The following is a 15,425-nucleotide window of genomic DNA, read 5'->3' on the forward strand; positions in this document are numbered from 1 at the left end:
CTGGTCGACGCCAGCAGATGTGGCCCCTAGCAGGCTTGGATCGATAAAAGAGTCTCGGGGGCTGTCAGTAGCGCGTCCAGCTCATGGGGCTGTGAGTGAAACCAGAAATCCAGCGCCTGGGGCTCGATAAGCAGCGGCATGCGATGATGATAGGGCGCGCAGCTAGCTATCGGCTTGGTGGTAAGGGTCACCAGGGCATGGGTGCCATCAATCTGAGGATAGAGGATCCCCGCCATCAAGAGCGGCTGTCCGTCACGGCCTTGAAACAGATACTTCTGCTTAGCACCGCCCGTCTGCTGCCACTCATACCAACCGCTACAGGGCACCAAAGCCCTATGCAGGGCAAAGGCCTGGGCGAAGGTGCGTTTCTGCCTCACCGTCTCGGCCTGGGCATTGATCAGCAGCCGCTTAGCCCATTCAGGCTTTATCCCCCAGCTGGCATCCACCTGCTGCAGTGCGCCGCCGTCCAGCGCTATGGTCCCAAGTTGCTGGGTGGGCCTGAGGTCATTATTGGTCTCGCTATGAAACTTGATCCCCAGCTGACCCGACACCCAGTCGCACAGGGGATCGCTAATCACATTGAGTCGACCACACATAGTCCGTTCCCTCTTCACCGAATGCTTTCAGCTGGTTTCTCCCCAATTTGAGCCGAGCCAGATGATTGGCTTGCCCTAAGGAGCAAAAAGATAGGCTTCAAGCTAAAACACTCACGCGGCGCTGTCCAATCTCGCTTTGGGCTAGGCTCTTGAGACTGATCTTAGCAGCGCTCTTAACACGACTCTTAACGCCTCTCTTAACATCAAGAGAAAATCTGCTTTGCCATTGCGGTTTCAGCGAAAGGTTCTGACTCAGGATGTGACGGACAGATAATCTTCTAACCCACCCAGCTCCTTTCTCTAAAACCACCCTCACAACCTTCCTCATTGCCTCTTTGCATCACCCTTTTATTCGTTCGGCAATAATGGCCACCAAGCCGGGGCCTTAATGACAGCAATGTTAATCTTCTGTGATTAATCACACACTTAGGCTAATGCTTAGGTTTCTTTTCGCCGCGGCTATAGGTATAGTTTTTAACAAAAGTAACCCCTGTTCGTGGCGCATCGAATCTATTACTCAGCCCAACTCGCGCCATGACACCTCAGCTCGGACACGGAAGAGATAATGATAAAACTGATCATTCTTGGCTGTTTTGTGGCATGGATGTTTATTCGCAAGCTAAGCAAGTCTAAACCCGACTCGATTTGGCGACTCAAGCTAAGACGACTCGCCCGTTACCTGATGATAGGCGCCGCCGCCTGGTTTGTGGTGATCGCCTTCGGCTCGGTGAAATATCAGATCTACACAGACAAGACATTTACCTACAAGAGCAAGGTACAAACAGTGTTCGCTTGGGAAGAGAACCGCCTGCTGCCCATCAAGGCACTGGCCAAGCCTGTGCTGCTGTCGCTGGATTATCAAACCAGCTTCCCCATGAGCAAGGCCACAGAGAAATCCCTCAGCCAGCAGTTCCCCTACGCGCCGCACTTTCAGGGAGTGAGCAAATTCTTAGGCACCTTGCTGCTGCTCGTCTGGCTCACCGCCTACCTGTCTCGCCACCGCCATACCGATAAGCGCTGGCAGGAGGCCGTCAGCACAGACACCAAGGCCGGCTACCGCGACTTCTTAACCTGGGCACGCAGCAATCCCCTCAGACGTGCCCACTGCACCCGCTTTATCAAGAAGGCGGATGTCGCCATGCAGTCAATTGATCAGCGTGGACGCCTGAAACTCGAGATGTACCGCAAGGGCTGGGCCGAAAGAGGACTCAACGCCGAGTTCCTCAACATGCTGCATAAGGTGATCAAGACGGGTCATTCACAGATCAGCGTTAAAGCCACACACATGAGCTGCAGCAAACCGGTTAGCGACATAGACATTAATTTGCTCGTCGGCGGCTGGAGTGGCTTAGACCCGCAGTATTTCATGCAACGTTACTACGCCAATCGCAAGGCGCGCGCCGAGCAGAAGGCCGAGCCCGATGCCTTCGAGGCTCAACTGCTCAAGACCCCGGAGCACCTGCGCTTCACCTACCCTGAGCCCCAGGTTGCCGGCAGAATCATCGAGAAACAGCTCGCCAGCGTGATGAACCAGGGCAAGAAGCGCTTCCTTGGCGACGAGCTGGTGCAGTTCACTCCACATAGCGACATAGGGCTTAAACAACCTGAGGTCAGCCTGGAGTTCAGTTACATGCAGTCCCTCAACGAACAAAACGGTAAACGCTCATCCGGCGTATGGACTGGCGAACTCAGGCACGAGACCATTACCATGGGAGATACTCAATATCCCGGCGGTAATATACTCTGGCTGGTCTTTGGCCTGGTCTTCGAATGGCGTCTTGTGATAGACGGCGTCGAGGCGGCCAAGGGAGAATATAAATGCTTCCCTGATGCCAACATCTGTAACGTTAGCCGACCCAGCAAACAGAAGATGCCGGAAAAAGCGGAGATCGAAAAAAACATCTTCGATGTGGTCGCCCTCTCCAACATCAGCTCCCTGTTTGCCCAGATGATGGGCATCAAGGAGGCGCAGATTAACGAGCATACGATCGAATTTAATAATCAGACCGCATTTGAGGTCAAACGCCAGACGGAGACTTCGAACCAGCTAGCCGAGAAGCTCGAAGATGCCCTCAGAGGCGAGGCGCTCGATGAGTTGATCAAGAGCAGCGGTGAGGAGCTTTACAAGCAAAACAAAGAGATGGTCGATGCCATGATCCGCGACTATATCGTCAATCACGGCGATACCGATACAGTATTGATGATCATCGACCTGCTGGGCGATGCCGCCCCAGAACTGGCCGCAGGACTGCTGCAGATCATCGGAGGTTCAGATGAATAAATGGATTTTACCTTGCTGTGCGGCGCTGCTACTGATCCTCGCCCCCGAGGTCGCCCACGCCGATCTGAAACAGAAGATCAAAGACAAGATTGAAGATGGCATCTTCGAGGCCTTCGCCGGCGAGCTGGCGCAGCTGCCGGGGCTGTCACACCTGATCGCACAGGTGGAGGGTAACCAATATCAACTGGTGAGCGCCAACAAGAATGCCGGCCTGCTGGATCTTGGCAGCAACCCAGATCTCGACAAGGCAACCCTGTCGCGCCAGGCCAATGGCACCGGGATAGCGATCAGCCGCCGCGCCTATCTGGCACCCGGCACCTATTGGCTCAAGGCCAGCCCTAAGGACAAGAAGAAGCAGGCCATCACCCGCAAAGTCTATGTTCAGGCCAAGCGCCGCAACGTTGCGACCCTCACCTTCTGGGAGAAGGGCCGTAAGAGCTTCCCGCTGGAGATAGTGACCCAGCCGACCACGGCAAAAGTCAGGGTGATGAACATAGGACCCAAATATGAGTTTGGCATGCCACTGGCCGCCGGAGACTACCAGCTAGAGGTCAGCGAAAAGGGCTATAAGACCCGTAATCTCAGGGTCAGGCTGGACCACAATCAGAACCAATTCGGCGTCATCCTGCAATCGATCGATGGCAAGGCGGTCACAGCCGACACCAGCAGCGCAGATGACGGCAAGGCAAGCACTAAGGTCGCCGCACCTGAGCAAAGCAGTCAAACCGCGGCCAACGAGCAGGCAGATGAGAAAACAGAAAAAGCGACAGACAAGGCCAAGAAGAAGCCTTCGACCACGGTAGAGGTGATGGTCTGGGTGCTGATGATCGGTGGCTTTATCTTTTTCTGTTGGCTCACCTATAAGCTGTTCACCTTCATCTTCACCCTGATGGGCAGCGCCTGGCGCAGACTGAGCGCCTAGCGCCTTTTATTCTGACCCATAACTACAAGGGGGATAGCCAAATCGGCCATCCCCCTTGTTTTTAAATTAAAAACTTGGTTTAACTATCGGCATCAAACCTGGCCTGGCGCGCCTCGATAATGGTGCACTTGGTCTGCTCCATCAGCTCCCCTAAGGTGATGCCCGGGGTCTCGCGGATCAGGCGCACTAACTTGACTGGCAAGGGTTCTAGCTTGTCGGCATGTAACAGAAGACCCGCCTCGAGTTTGGCGATCAGATAGGGCGCCGTCGCAGGCTGACACTGCTTAAGCGCCAGGGTAAAGGATTGCACATCCACCGCGCCGCCAGTCAGTTGCCAGTTGCGCGAGCGCCGCACCCGCTTCAGGCTGCAGCCAAATTTCACCGCCAGGGTTTGCGCCTGAGTCACCTGCTCCCGGCCGATACGGTGGATCAGCGAAGGTAAGGCGATGACGATCGCTTCATTCATGGCGACAAAATCCTCAAGGTATGGGGCGGCGATAGTAAACAGGCAGGCCATTTTTCCAGCCCAGACACAAAAACTCAAGGCGAACGCTCCCCTACTCCTCACGGTTTCGCCTGCCACCTGTTATTTCTTGAGCCCACCAGCACTATTGCCTACAATAGCGCACAACTTTTTTGATTGAAGATAACCACTATGACTGACACTAAATCACTACCTGCATTGCCCGATCGCCTATCTGTCAATCCACGTAGCCCACACCATGTGGCCGACTACTTCGAGCATGACATAGGCATTCTCGTTAACGGCAAAGAGCGCTTCAACGTCGAAGAGTATTGCATCAGTGAAGGCTGGGTGAAGATCCCTAGCCCTAAAGCCCTAGACCGTCACGGCCAACCGCTGATGATGACAGTCAAAGGCACCATCGAAGCTTTCTATAAGTAACAGCCGTTAAGTAACAGCCGTTAAGTAACTAGCATTACCAGCCGCCTTAGACGAGTGGCAAGGCGTAGACTAAGCCAAGATTTGAAAGGGGAGCCCAGGCTTCCCTTTTTCATGCCTGCATTTCTTCTCTTATCCTATAGATCTAGCCATATTTGCTAATCTAGCCAATCAGTTAGATTCAGCTTAAATGCCACCTGGCTCACCTCTTGGCCATATCTGTTAATCAACTCTCATTTGCGCCAAACAAGTTGCATCCACATCACGCTTCTGTAAACGCCAGATTGCCTTTGGGTTAATTTTGCCACTTAATATCCATTAGATTTTTCTTATATCTAGTCAAAATTGTCTTAGGCTGGTTCTTATGAAAATAACAATAAAAGCTAAACTAATCATATTAGTAGGTGCTTTACTTGTCGCGGTATCAGGCTTGTTTATCATCAACACCTATATCATCGCGCAAGAGGTCCTTAAGCAGGAACAGAGCAACATCAACCAACAGGTTGAAGCCCTCATCAAACAGAACCTCATCGGCCAAGTCGACACCCTAAGCCGCTCCGTCAACGACTTCTACCAACAGTCCCGAGAAGCCAATATCAAGCAGGCGCTGGGGGATGAGATAAAGGTGTTCCGCGATGTCATTAATCGCATGTACGAGAACAATCTTACCGACGATGCCGCCATGATGGTCTACACCTTCCTCAATGAGTATCAATGGGGTAACGGCCGCTATCTGTTTGCCTACAATGCCGACACCCTGGAGAATGAGGCGTCCGGCATGGGCGGCGTCTCCATGGGTAACAGCCGCGATGCCCTGGACGAGAAGGGTAACTACTATGCCCGGGATATAGTCGCCGCCGCTAGGGCCAATCCTATTGGATTTACCAGCTACTTCTTCTCCAATCCTTCGACCGATCAAGTGGAAGAGAAACTCTCGGCCTCCTTCTACTTCGAGCCGCTCAATCTGGTGATCGCCACCGGGGAATATGTCAGCACATTGAAACAAGACAAACTCAACAGTGCACTGCAAACCGTGCTGGCGGCCAAGTTTGGCGAAGACGGCCACTTCTGGGTACAGGACAGTGACGGCAAGATATTGGCCCACTCGCAGTCATCTCAAATAGGGCAAGTCACGCCAAACGCCGCCAAGGCGAAACAGGCGCTCGGCAACCAAGCGGAAGCCTTCGTCGCCTTACCTGTCACCGACCCTAAGACCCACAGCCAAGAGACGCAGATCGCCTATGTCAGAAAGATCCTTCCCGAGTGGGGCTGGGTGATAGGCACGGGCACCTATGAGTCCAACATCAGCGCCATCGAGCAGGGGCTCACCGCCGGCACTGAGGCGATATTCAAACAGAAAATTTACCGCAGCATCGCCATTGCCAGCCTGCTTATCATCATCGCCCTGGCATTTTGCGTATTCCTGCTCAACAAGATCATCGCCGACATGGTGATGCTGAAAAACCGCATCGATACTCTCTCCACCGGCGACGCCGACCTCACCTCCAGGCTGGCCATCACCAGCAAGGATGAACTGGCGGCCATCGGCCACTCGGTTAACAGCTTCATCGGCTACCTGCAGGCGATGATGCTTGAGATCTCCCACGCCTCACAGAAGATCACCCAGGGGATAGGCCAACTCGACAGCCACTCGGAAAACAATCGTCAGGCGCTGAGTAAACACAGCAGCGAGACAGAGCTTGTGGTCACCGCCATCAGCCAGATGAATGCCTCGGCAGACGCCGTCGCCCAGAGCGCGGGCAAGATGGCCGCCAGCACGCATCAGGCCAACGAAGAGGCCAAGACCTCGACCCTCACCGTCTCGGATGCCGCCGGCAGCGTCCAGGCTCTGGCGAACGAGATGAACTCGGCCAGCCAGAGCATTCACACCATGAGCGAGAACACCAATCAGATCATCTCGGTATTGGGGGTGATTAAGGAGATCGCCGATCAGACCAACCTGCTGGCACTCAATGCCGCCATCGAGGCGGCCCGGGCCGGCGAGCAGGGACGCGGCTTTGCCGTGGTAGCCGATGAGGTGCGATCACTCGCCTCACGCACCCAGTCCTGCACCACACAGATAGAGCAGATCCTCTCGACCCTTAGGCGCGACGCCGACACCGCCGAGCAACTGATGCTGGAAACCAAAAGCAGCTGCCAGCAGGTCACCCAAAATACCGCCCGCGTTACCTCAAACCTGAGCGCCGTTACCAACTCCATCGCCGAGATCAACGACCTGGGTGGCCAGATCGCCAGCGCCTCCGAGCAGCAGAGCGTGGTAACGGCCGAGATCAGCCAAAACATGCATACCATAGAGGCGATGGCCCAGACCCTGCTGCAAAACGGCCAGCAGACACTGGAAAGCACCCAGAGCCTGTCGGCTGCCAATCAACAGCTCAGCGCCATGGTGAGTAAATTCAAACTAGCCTAGCAAGTTGTGGCGACGCTAGTTTAGGCGCCTCTGCTCTGATAGAGGCGCCGACACCTTTAGCCCGCTTAGTATTACGCGCATTTATCACCGAAAATTCTTGATCCAACACATATCTTTAGCCGTATCACTTTGCTACATTTAGTTATCAAAATGTAAAATTTCGGCCTGGCTTGATATGGCTATGCTTATCAAGACGTTAGTTGCTAATATCTTAGCTACGACTAACCTGGTTATTAGGAAATGGATTCGAGAGGCTATCGTGACTCGGTTACTCATCACCCTCATCTCGCTGACCTTATTGGCCACCACTACGCTCAGCGCCGATGTCAGTGCCAAAACACTGAGATTCGCCGTAGTGCCTAAATTTTACGGCGCCTTCTTCGATCAGAGTAAGCTCGGCTGCGAAGCCGCCGCCAGACAGCTCAAGGATGTAGAGTGTATCTATCTGGGGCCAGAGATCTCCAGCGTAAGACTGCAAGATAAGGTGATCGAGCAGCTTATCGACCAAGGCATAGACGGCATTGCCGTGGCCATCACCCAGTCTAAGTTTCTCGCCGAGAACAGTCTCACCAAGGCCAAGGCCGCCGGCATTCCGGTGATCACCTATGACTCAGATTTCGACGCCCCAACCCTGGCCGAGCATCAAGATCTACGACGTGCCTACATAGGTACAGACAACTTTGCCTTTGGCCAAGCACTGGGCGAGCAACTCAAAAAACTCAGGCCCAATGGCGGCACCCTGATCATCCAAACCGGCCGCCCCGACTCTCCTAATCTCAACCTCAGGATCATGGGCATTCGCAGTGCACTATCTGGCAAAACCTATGAAAAGCCTCCGGGCAAGCGGCTACAGAAGGATAACGGCTGGACAGAGATCAGAGAGCCCTTCTCCAATTTCGATCAGCTCAGTCAGGCGGTGAAGCAGATGGAGTCTGTCATGAAAGGCAAGCCCATCAAGGCCGACTCCTTTATCGCAGTGGGCGGCTGGCCGCAAAACGATGAGGCCCAGTATCGTAAGATGATAGCGCCCTATAAAATCAAGCTAAATAACAAAGAGATAGTCGTAATTATCTCGGATGCCGCGCCGCCTCAGCTCGCCATGCTGCAAGACCACCTCGCCCATACCAACATAGGCCAGAGCCCCTACGAGATGGGCCGCGAGGCGATCTTCACCCTGCACAAAATTGTCAGCGACCAGGCCTTCGAGCAGATAGTCTTTACCCCCATCAAACTCTGCACACCCGAAAATGCCGTGACCTGCACCAAGAGCGCCAGCGACTGAGCCAGCGACATTTTTGTCCCCTAGTTAGATGAGTTAACCGACCGGTAGAGTTGCTTGATGAGCGCCGCCGCAATCGTGGTGGCCGGGTCACGCCCATCCACGCTAGGTGCCAGGTTGGTCCAGACCACCAGGGTCACCTTGTTTTCTGGGTCATGACCCATGAAGGAGTTATAACCCGGCAGCTCGCCGGTATGACCATAGAGCTGGCCAAACTTGGCTATGCCCAGGCCATAGTAGGCGGTGTTGGGATTATCGGGATCGATAGGCTTTAGGCTGGCCAGACGCAGTTTCTGCATCTCCTCATTTAACAGTTTGCCGCCAACCAAGGCCTCGACCCAGACCAGCAGCTCCCTGGCGGTAGAGATCCCCGCGCCAGCCGCCCAGCCCCAAGAGGGATTAGCATGTGTCTGATCCCCCGGCATTATCACCCCATCACGCGCCTCCTGCTGCATCGCCTCGGGCAGCGCCCCGTCCATGGTCAACACATTGGTGCCATACATATAGCCGTGGGCGTAGGGCTCGGGCAGCACGTTATCGGTGATCTCAGGAAACAAGGTTTGTGTCATGCCTAGGGGAGCAAACAGGCGGCGCAGCATGATCTCAGGCAAGGTGCTGTCATCGAGCTTTTGGGCGATCAGGCCAAGCAATACCGTATTAGTGTTGGAATAGCCAAAGTCTGTGCCCGGCGTAAAATCCAGCGGAGAGTCGAAACTCAGCTTGAGCAGCTCAGCTTGGGGCCAAGCATAAGTGGGATCCTGATCTAATGTCTGATTCAGCGCTAATGTCGTGGTGTAGTTATGTAGGCCGCTCTCCATCGACAGCAGCTGAGCTATGGTGATCTGCTCACCGCTCGGCACGCCAGTCCAGTGCATGGCCACAGGATCTTCCAGCTGGAGCTTGCCCTCCTGCACCATCTGCAAAATGATTGAACCGACCCAGGTCTTGGTATTGGAGCCTACCCGTAGGTGCTGATCGAAGCTGGTCGGCTCGCTGCCGCCATATCGGCTCACCCCAAAGGTATATTCAAAGTTCCCCTTGGGGGTATGCAGTATCACCACGGCGCCCGGCACCAGCATATCCTCGGCCAGCTCTGCCACCGTCTGCTGCATCTTGCCCGTATCGATGGCGTTTAGCGCCTCCTCATCGTCACTGTTGCAGCCACTAACCAGGACACCGGCTAGGATACTGGCAAAGGCAACCAACAAGGCACTCACTAGGTTGCTCGCCCAGGCTCTTAACCCTGCCTTATCCGTTCTAAACTTGCGCTGTTCCCAAATATTTTTCAACATCATTTGGCACTCCCTTTGTCATCCTGCATCCAGGATCCGCATCCAGGCTCCTCATCCTAGCCAGCTTAAAAACCGGCCATCCATTGCAATCCCCCAAGCTAGACTGGTTTAGATTGGGATTCAAGCTATGTTGGCAAAGCTGCTAGTGAAAAGACTGCGAGTTGAAAAAGCGAGGGACAAGGCTTATTGTGCAAACAAATCAACCCGGCAATGACGCCAACCTCAAGAGATGGATGTTCGATGAACCTCAACCTTTTATTCGCAATGGCCTTTGGCTTTATCATCATTTTGACCCTGCTGTCGCGACTAGGCAGTAGCACCAGCAGTCGCCACTACCAATATCGTAAACATAAAGCCCTGTTTACCCCCGCCGAGCGCTCGTTTCTGGGGGTGTTAGATAACGCTGTTGGCGAGCAATACCGTATCCTTGGCAAGGTACGCATTGCCGATGTGATCACTCCAGAAAAGGGGATGACGCGCCAACACTGGCAAAATGCCTTCAACAAGATCTCCGCCAAACACTTTGATTATCTCCTCTGCGATAAAAAGACCCTGGACGTTATCGCCGCCATCGAACTCGACGACAAGAGCCACAAGCAGGCCAAGACCATTGCGCGCGACCAACTGGTGGAGGATGCCTGTCGCACCGCAGGGCTTCCTCTGATTCGGTTCGACGCCAAACGCAGTTATCATGTCGAAAGCGTAAGAACTACTATCACATCGACACTCGAGCCAGAATTTGAACCCGAGATTGAAACCATTCCCCAGATAATCGCGAGTAGAGATTGACCGGCCAGGGCCTTGGAAAATAGCCAATGCCATCCCCATGGTTTTTAATGAGCCAGTGTTAATGAGTTAGCTTTAATGAGTTAGCTTTAATGAGTTAGATTTGAGCTGTGAGTAGTGATGAATTAGCGCAAGAACACTCAATCCGCCAGACTTTGCTTTGTGTTGGGCGCGGCTTGATTTATCATTGTTCTCGATAAAAAATTGTTTCTGGTTAAGTCAATATATTCAGCCATATAGAATAGGAACCCTAAGTAGATGATGAGCAAATGGGCGATACGTTTTTTGCAAATGGCCGAACTGGTAGCCTCTTGGAGTAAAGACCCCTCCACCCAGGTGGGCGCCGTGATCACTGAAAACAACCGCATTGTCTCACTGGGATTCAACGGCTACCCACACGGGATCTCCGACAGTGCCGAGACAGATAACCGCGAGATGAAACTGCTCAAGACACTGCACGCCGAAGAGAACGCCATTCTCTACGCCAAGCGGGATCTCAGCAGCTGCGAGATCTGGGTGACCCACTTTCCTTGCCCTAACTGCGCCGCCAAGATCATCCAGACTGGGCTAAAGGTGGTCCACAGCCCACAACCCAGCGACGACTTCCTCTCCCGCTGGGGCGATAAGATTAAGGTCAGCCAGGATATGTTTGACCAGGCAGGTGTAGAAGTCGATTGGATGCAGGTGGAGTCAGCACCAACAGAGTAAATCACCTAACCACCTTGTAGAAACGAATTACATTAACGAGCAGGGCTTATGGATTTATCCGGTTTTCTTTTCTGAAAAAAGTATTAAAGGTGCACTTCACCAGTAGACCTAAGCAAATAACACACAATACAGGTAATATATTGAATTTTAATGATTTACATTGGAAGTACTATCAATCTTTCGAGTATGATTTAAATCGGTTATCCCGATATATTGAAATAAACCAAGATAACTTTTCGACATACTCAGTAGAACTAACACGGTTATATCTCTCTTCATGTGCAGAGATTGACACTGTCATGAAAGAAATTTGCTACCAGTTATCCCCAAATGCAAAATCAGATAACATCATGGATTACATGAAGGTAATCGAAAGTAACCTGCATGCTTTCATTACAGAAACTGCAGTCATTGAAAGGTTTAGCATTAGCTGTACACCTTGGAAAGCATGGCAAGAACAAATTAGCCCGAGCTGGTGGAAAAGCCATACCGACGTGAAACACAATAGAAATAAGCATTTCACTAAAGCCAATCTTAAAAATGTGATCGATTCTATATGTGCACTTTACATAGCTAATGTATATCTTCGATATGCACACTTAAAAAGCAATGACAGTGGTATGGTTTATAGCCTTTCCGATGCCATAACTTCACTTCCGCGAGATTTAGACCTAATACGAATAGATTGCCGCTTCTCATATTTCTCAGATTGATAAACAATAGATACACAAGGAAGTAACCAATGACATCAAGGTCCAATGCCTCAAAAGCCCGCCACGCAGAATCACTGATCAAGATTGGTGAAAATATTCATAACGCCATTATTCTCACCGTGTTTGTCGCACCACTGATATTTCTCAGTAAGCAAGTTATCGAAGGGAAAGTGGGTGGTATATCAGGACTGTTGACGATAATACTCGAAAACCAATGGCCACTTCTCTTACTCTTTTTGCTAATGCTCCCCTCTACCTATTTAGGCGTGAAATTTAAACACTGGGGATTCGACATTCTCGATGAACTCGAAAGTGCTAGTGGAGAAGAAGATAGCCATCAAACGCCAGAGCTAAGCTAACACAAACCACCACTGTTGCCGGCTAACTTCCCCCTACTCCCAATGAGACAGCCCCCCTAAACACTTAATGTAACAATTGAAAATATGTAAGTGTTGGAATACATAGCTAATCCCCTTTATTGTCGATAAAACAAACGGCATACAAGTGACTTCTCAGGGACAGGAAACAAGAAGATTAGGAGCAACAAAATGAAGCTTAGCCATTTCACACTGACAATGATGTTTCTTGCGTTGGCAGGATGCTCGGTCAGCAACCAAGAATCGACAGCCGCAAATCAACAACTCGCCCGTCAACAAGCATTCGAAAACAGCATTCGTTCAATCGACGATGATGGAAACAGCAGCACATCAACCAATACGCTGGAAGCGCGAATGCAGGCTTATGGCGTCCCGGCGGTGAGCATTGCCGTATTTGATAACAACCAAATTATCTGGTCGAAGGGATACGGCAAGCCAGACATAGAATCGAACCAAGGAGTAACCTCGAATACGCTGTTTCAGGCCGCTTCCATTTCAAAAGCAGTCACCAGTGTCGCAGCATTTAAAATGATTCAGAACGGCAACTTTGAGCTAAATAAAGATGTGAACTTAAAACTTAAACGTTGGCATGTACCCGAAAACCAATTTACTCAACAACAAAAAGTCACACCAAGCCGGATCATGAGCCACACATCTGGGCTAAATGTCTCTGGATTTGAAGGTTATGCCCAAAACCAGACTATTCCCTCACTAGTTCAAATATTAAAAGGCAGTAGCCTGAGTAACTCTCCTGCCGTTAAGGTCTTTCAGACACCAGGTGAGTCTGAATATTACTCTGGCGGTGGCATGACAGTCTTGCAACTCTTGATGGAAGACACTAGTGAGCAGCCTTTCTCACAACTAATGAAGCAATTGATACTCAAGCCTTTAAATATGAGCCAAAGCTCATTCGAACTGGCACTGTCGAATGAACTCCAGAGCCAAATTGCAAAAGGATACGATAGCCAGCAATCCATGATTGAAGGGGGCTACCATCTCTACCCAGAGAAGGCGGCAGCAGGTCTATGGAGCACGCCCACCGATTTGGCAAAATTTATGATAGCCCTGGGTAAAGCCTACCGCGGCGAGGATGAAACTTTGCTATCACAACAATCAGCCAAAACCATGTTAACCAGAGTGCCCGGCGCGGGTGGAACAGGCATAGGAATAGATGGTGAAGCAGACGCTTTTCGCTTTCGGCATAGCGGCGGAAACGCCGGATACACCTGCTATGCAGTTTCCTTTGCAAATTCGGGAAGAGGCTTCGTTGTGATGACCAACTCGGATAACGGCTTTCAATTAATCCACGAAATATCCAGAGCCGTTTCGGAGGCTTATGGTTGGCCTCCAATGTGGATGCGTGAATAATGCTACCGTCTCACTTCACTTATTGAGCACTAGGGCTCCACCGCATTACGAGATCTGCTCTATATGCCTCAAAGGTTAACCGATAGAGAGATCTCCAGATCGTTTTAGCATCAACGAAAGTGATTCTTACCAGAATCCCCCACCGTTATTCTCACTCTCAAAATGCTTCTGGCGCAGATAGGAAATCGAAACCTCGTGCCACTTGATCCCTATTGAGCTGAGGCCATCACAGATCTCCTCAATCCGGGTATCCAGATAGATATCCATAGTCAACTCGTCCAGATACTTGGGGTTGCCAAGGTCTACCTCTTGCAGCGGGTGCACCACCATAAAAAACTCTGTGCCCGGATACCTCAGGTGGTCAAAGTAATTATGGATAATCGTCTCGACTTTCTTCATGTCATCGACCTGCATGGCAAAATAGACATCGAGTTCTTGAGCGCGGCCAGTCGTATCCAAGTCACGTGCACGGCGTATAGGGTCTATGCTGAGTCCAATCTTAATCTGATTGAGGTTTTCGGGCTCACGCATCACATAGATAAACCCGGGCCCATGGGGATCATTAGTATTAGAAAATCGCATATAGCCTCTACTTCCTTGATTAATTACGCTTGCTCTTCACGAGTCTACCTTAGAATCGACAGCAATGAAGATCGTGTCCTCACAGAACGCGAGCCCAACTTATAGCCAGCTCCCACCAGAGAGACCGCAACCAGAAAGATCGAAAAATGCATCACAATTAGACCAATTACCAGTTACTTTTTAGACACATTGAGCGTATATTATGCGCATATTCATGGGTTTATATCTCTAACCACTGATATACCCTCTTTTGCTTCAAGGATGAACATGACAGAGTTGGCCGCCAATCTCATATCAATAGCCGTCTTGTTATCGGGTATGTTTGTCGTGATGAGTGTCGCTTGGCTAATTCTAAAACGGCGTGACCTCACCCTAGATTTACCCGTCGATCGCGACCAACTTATCCGCATTCCCGCCTACGGCTTACAGCAACAGATTCAAGACCTGCAGATGGACTTAATCAGTGCTTTCATCCTAGCCATCATGGTTGTTGCCTTTCCCTTCGCCATCGACAGCCTCAGGGCCCACATCATTCAAGAGGATGTCCCCTGGCTATTCATCTGGACCATAGTCATAGGCCTAATTTATAGCGGCTACAAAACCTGGAAAGTCTTCACGAAATTGACCAAGTTACGTCTGGGTCATACCGCCGAAATAGCGACAGCCAACGAGCTTATCGGGTTACAAGCACTAGGCTACCAAGTCTTCCATGACGTACAGGCGGAAGGCTTTAATATCGACCACCTCGCCATAGGCAAGAACGGTGTATTTGCCATAGAAACCAAAGGCCGCCATAAGCGTACCAAAGATAAGAAAAACGGCGGCAAGGCTCATGAAGTCTTCTACAAAGATAACCGCTTATGCTTCCCCTCTTGGCATGAAACCAAGCCGATAGAGCAGGCTACAAGACAGGCCAAGTGGGTCGGCAACTGGCTCACCAAGGCTAGCGGAATCCAGGTCAATGCCGTGCCTGTACTCGTATTTCCCGGCTGGTACGTCACCAATCAATCCAGGCCACCTTTCCCCATCTTGAATCACAAGCAGTTAGTGAAAACCTTACCCAAGGTCAACGGCCATAAAGACTACGGGCAAACATTCAGCCAGCAAGAGATGGACGCCATCGTCTATCAAGTTGCGCAGAGGTGTTTGAGTAAGAGTGAGGCCGGAAACTAAGGAAATAAAATGTTTT

14 protein-coding genes are annotated in these 15,425 nt (G+C 51.3%); 10 read left to right on the forward strand and 4 right to left on the reverse strand.

The genetic code is table 11. From position 1 onward, the window contains the following. Nucleotides 1-26: 26 nt before the first annotated feature. Nucleotides 27-596, reverse strand: a complete 570-nt coding sequence (locus AYI87_RS10595; RefSeq protein ID WP_144201929.1) for an SOS response-associated peptidase — start codon at nt 594-596, stop codon at nt 27-29. Between the two features lie 565 nt (nt 597-1,161). Between AYI87_RS10595 and AYI87_RS10600 the strand changes: the two genes are divergently transcribed. Further along, nucleotides 1,162-2,877 carry a hypothetical protein gene (locus AYI87_RS10600; protein ID WP_144201931.1) on the forward strand — a complete coding sequence of 572 codons (1,716 nt, stop codon included), beginning with the start codon at nt 1,162-1,164 and terminating at the stop codon, nt 2,875-2,877. Beyond that, the gene (locus AYI87_RS10605; RefSeq protein ID WP_144201933.1) at nt 2,870-3,799 is read left to right on the forward strand and encodes a hypothetical protein; all 930 of its coding nucleotides are present in this window, start codon (nt 2,870-2,872) and stop codon (nt 3,797-3,799) included. The genes AYI87_RS10600 and AYI87_RS10605 overlap by 8 nt, the downstream gene beginning before the upstream one ends. A gap of 79 nt (nt 3,800-3,878) precedes the next feature. Here AYI87_RS10605 and AYI87_RS10610 read toward each other — a convergent pair whose 3' ends face one another. Beyond that, nucleotides 3,879-4,265 (reverse strand): ribosome recycling factor family protein, encoded by a 387-nt coding sequence (locus tag AYI87_RS10610; protein ID WP_144201935.1) that lies wholly within the window; start codon nt 4,263-4,265, stop codon nt 3,879-3,881. A 189-nt stretch (nt 4,266-4,454) separates the two neighbouring features. Here AYI87_RS10610 and AYI87_RS10615 point away from each other — a divergent pair, with 189 nt between their 5' ends. From AYI87_RS10615 to AYI87_RS10625, 3 genes are all read left to right on the forward strand, one after another. Beyond that, nucleotides 4,455-4,703 carry a DUF3297 family protein gene (locus tag AYI87_RS10615; protein ID WP_011866839.1) on the forward strand — a complete coding sequence of 83 codons (249 nt, stop codon included), beginning with the start codon at nt 4,455-4,457 and terminating at the stop codon, nt 4,701-4,703. Between the two features lie 361 nt (nt 4,704-5,064). Further along, nucleotides 5,065-7,131, forward strand: coding sequence for a methyl-accepting chemotaxis protein (locus AYI87_RS10620; RefSeq protein ID WP_144201937.1), 2,067 nt, complete (start codon nt 5,065-5,067; stop codon nt 7,129-7,131). A 259-nt stretch (nt 7,132-7,390) separates the two neighbouring features. Beyond that, nucleotides 7,391-8,413, forward strand: coding sequence for a substrate-binding domain-containing protein (locus AYI87_RS10625; protein WP_260865121.1), 1,023 nt, complete (start codon nt 7,391-7,393; stop codon nt 8,411-8,413). 20 nt (nt 8,414-8,433) lie between these two features. Here AYI87_RS10625 and AYI87_RS10630 read toward each other — a convergent pair whose 3' ends face one another. Then, nucleotides 8,434-9,705, reverse strand: a complete 1,272-nt coding sequence (locus tag AYI87_RS10630; protein ID WP_144201941.1) for a serine hydrolase domain-containing protein — start codon at nt 9,703-9,705, stop codon at nt 8,434-8,436. A gap of 237 nt (nt 9,706-9,942) precedes the next feature. Between AYI87_RS10630 and AYI87_RS10635 the strand changes: the two genes are divergently transcribed. From AYI87_RS10635 to AYI87_RS10650, 4 genes are all read left to right on the forward strand, one after another. Beyond that, nucleotides 9,943-10,491, forward strand: coding sequence for a DUF2726 domain-containing protein (locus AYI87_RS10635; protein ID WP_144201943.1), 549 nt, complete (start codon nt 9,943-9,945; stop codon nt 10,489-10,491). A 255-nt stretch (nt 10,492-10,746) separates the two neighbouring features. Then, entirely contained in the window at nt 10,747-11,196 is a 450-nt protein-coding gene (locus AYI87_RS10640; protein WP_011866851.1) for a dCMP deaminase family protein, read from the forward strand. 742 nt (nt 11,197-11,938) lie between these two features. Beyond that, nucleotides 11,939-12,268 (forward strand): hypothetical protein, encoded by a 330-nt coding sequence (locus AYI87_RS10645; protein WP_144201945.1) that lies wholly within the window; start codon nt 11,939-11,941, stop codon nt 12,266-12,268. A gap of 189 nt (nt 12,269-12,457) precedes the next feature. Next, the gene (locus AYI87_RS10650) at nt 12,458-13,654 is read left to right on the forward strand and encodes a serine hydrolase domain-containing protein (protein ID WP_144201947.1); all 1,197 of its coding nucleotides are present in this window, start codon (nt 12,458-12,460) and stop codon (nt 13,652-13,654) included. A gap of 126 nt (nt 13,655-13,780) precedes the next feature. Here AYI87_RS10650 and AYI87_RS10655 read toward each other — a convergent pair whose 3' ends face one another. Then, nucleotides 13,781-14,236 (reverse strand): GIY-YIG nuclease family protein, encoded by a 456-nt coding sequence (locus AYI87_RS10655; protein ID WP_144201949.1) that lies wholly within the window; start codon nt 14,234-14,236, stop codon nt 13,781-13,783. Between the two features lie 267 nt (nt 14,237-14,503). Here AYI87_RS10655 and AYI87_RS10660 point away from each other — a divergent pair, with 267 nt between their 5' ends. Next, nucleotides 14,504-15,409, forward strand: a complete 906-nt coding sequence (locus AYI87_RS10660; protein WP_144201951.1) for a nuclease-related domain-containing protein — start codon at nt 14,504-14,506, stop codon at nt 15,407-15,409. The last annotated feature ends 16 nt before the right edge of the window (nt 15,410-15,425 follow it).

The organism is Shewanella sp. KCT, assembly GCF_007636505.1.
In the GTDB taxonomy this organism is placed as follows: Bacteria; Pseudomonadota; Gammaproteobacteria; order Enterobacterales; family Shewanellaceae; genus Shewanella; species Shewanella halotolerans.

Coding starts and splice junctions, on each gene's coding strand:
- AYI87_RS10640 (WP_011866851.1), top strand. CDS start 10,747: ATGATGAGCAAATGGGCGATACGTTTTTTGCAAATGGCCGAACTGGTA.
- AYI87_RS10635 (WP_144201943.1), top strand. CDS start 9,943: ATGAACCTCAACCTTTTATTCGCAATGGCCTTTGGCTTTATCATCATT.
- AYI87_RS10630 (WP_144201941.1), bottom strand. CDS start 9,705: ATGATGTTGAAAAATATTTGGGAACAGCGCAAGTTTAGAACGGATAAG.
- AYI87_RS10645 (WP_144201945.1), top strand. CDS start 11,939: ATGACATCAAGGTCCAATGCCTCAAAAGCCCGCCACGCAGAATCACTG.
- AYI87_RS10620 (WP_144201937.1), top strand. CDS start 5,065: ATGAAAATAACAATAAAAGCTAAACTAATCATATTAGTAGGTGCTTTA.
- AYI87_RS10610 (WP_144201935.1), bottom strand. CDS start 4,265: ATGAATGAAGCGATCGTCATCGCCTTACCTTCGCTGATCCACCGTATC.
- AYI87_RS10605 (WP_144201933.1), top strand. CDS start 2,870: ATGAATAAATGGATTTTACCTTGCTGTGCGGCGCTGCTACTGATCCTC.
- AYI87_RS10615 (WP_011866839.1), top strand. CDS start 4,455: ATGACTGACACTAAATCACTACCTGCATTGCCCGATCGCCTATCTGTC.
- AYI87_RS10655 (WP_144201949.1), bottom strand. CDS start 14,236: ATGCGATTTTCTAATACTAATGATCCCCATGGGCCCGGGTTTATCTAT.
- AYI87_RS10660 (WP_144201951.1), top strand. CDS start 14,504: ATGACAGAGTTGGCCGCCAATCTCATATCAATAGCCGTCTTGTTATCG.
- AYI87_RS10650 (WP_144201947.1), top strand. CDS start 12,458: ATGAAGCTTAGCCATTTCACACTGACAATGATGTTTCTTGCGTTGGCA.
- AYI87_RS10595 (WP_144201929.1), bottom strand. CDS start 596: ATGTGTGGTCGACTCAATGTGATTAGCGATCCCCTGTGCGACTGGGTG.
- AYI87_RS10600 (WP_144201931.1), top strand. CDS start 1,162: ATGATAAAACTGATCATTCTTGGCTGTTTTGTGGCATGGATGTTTATT.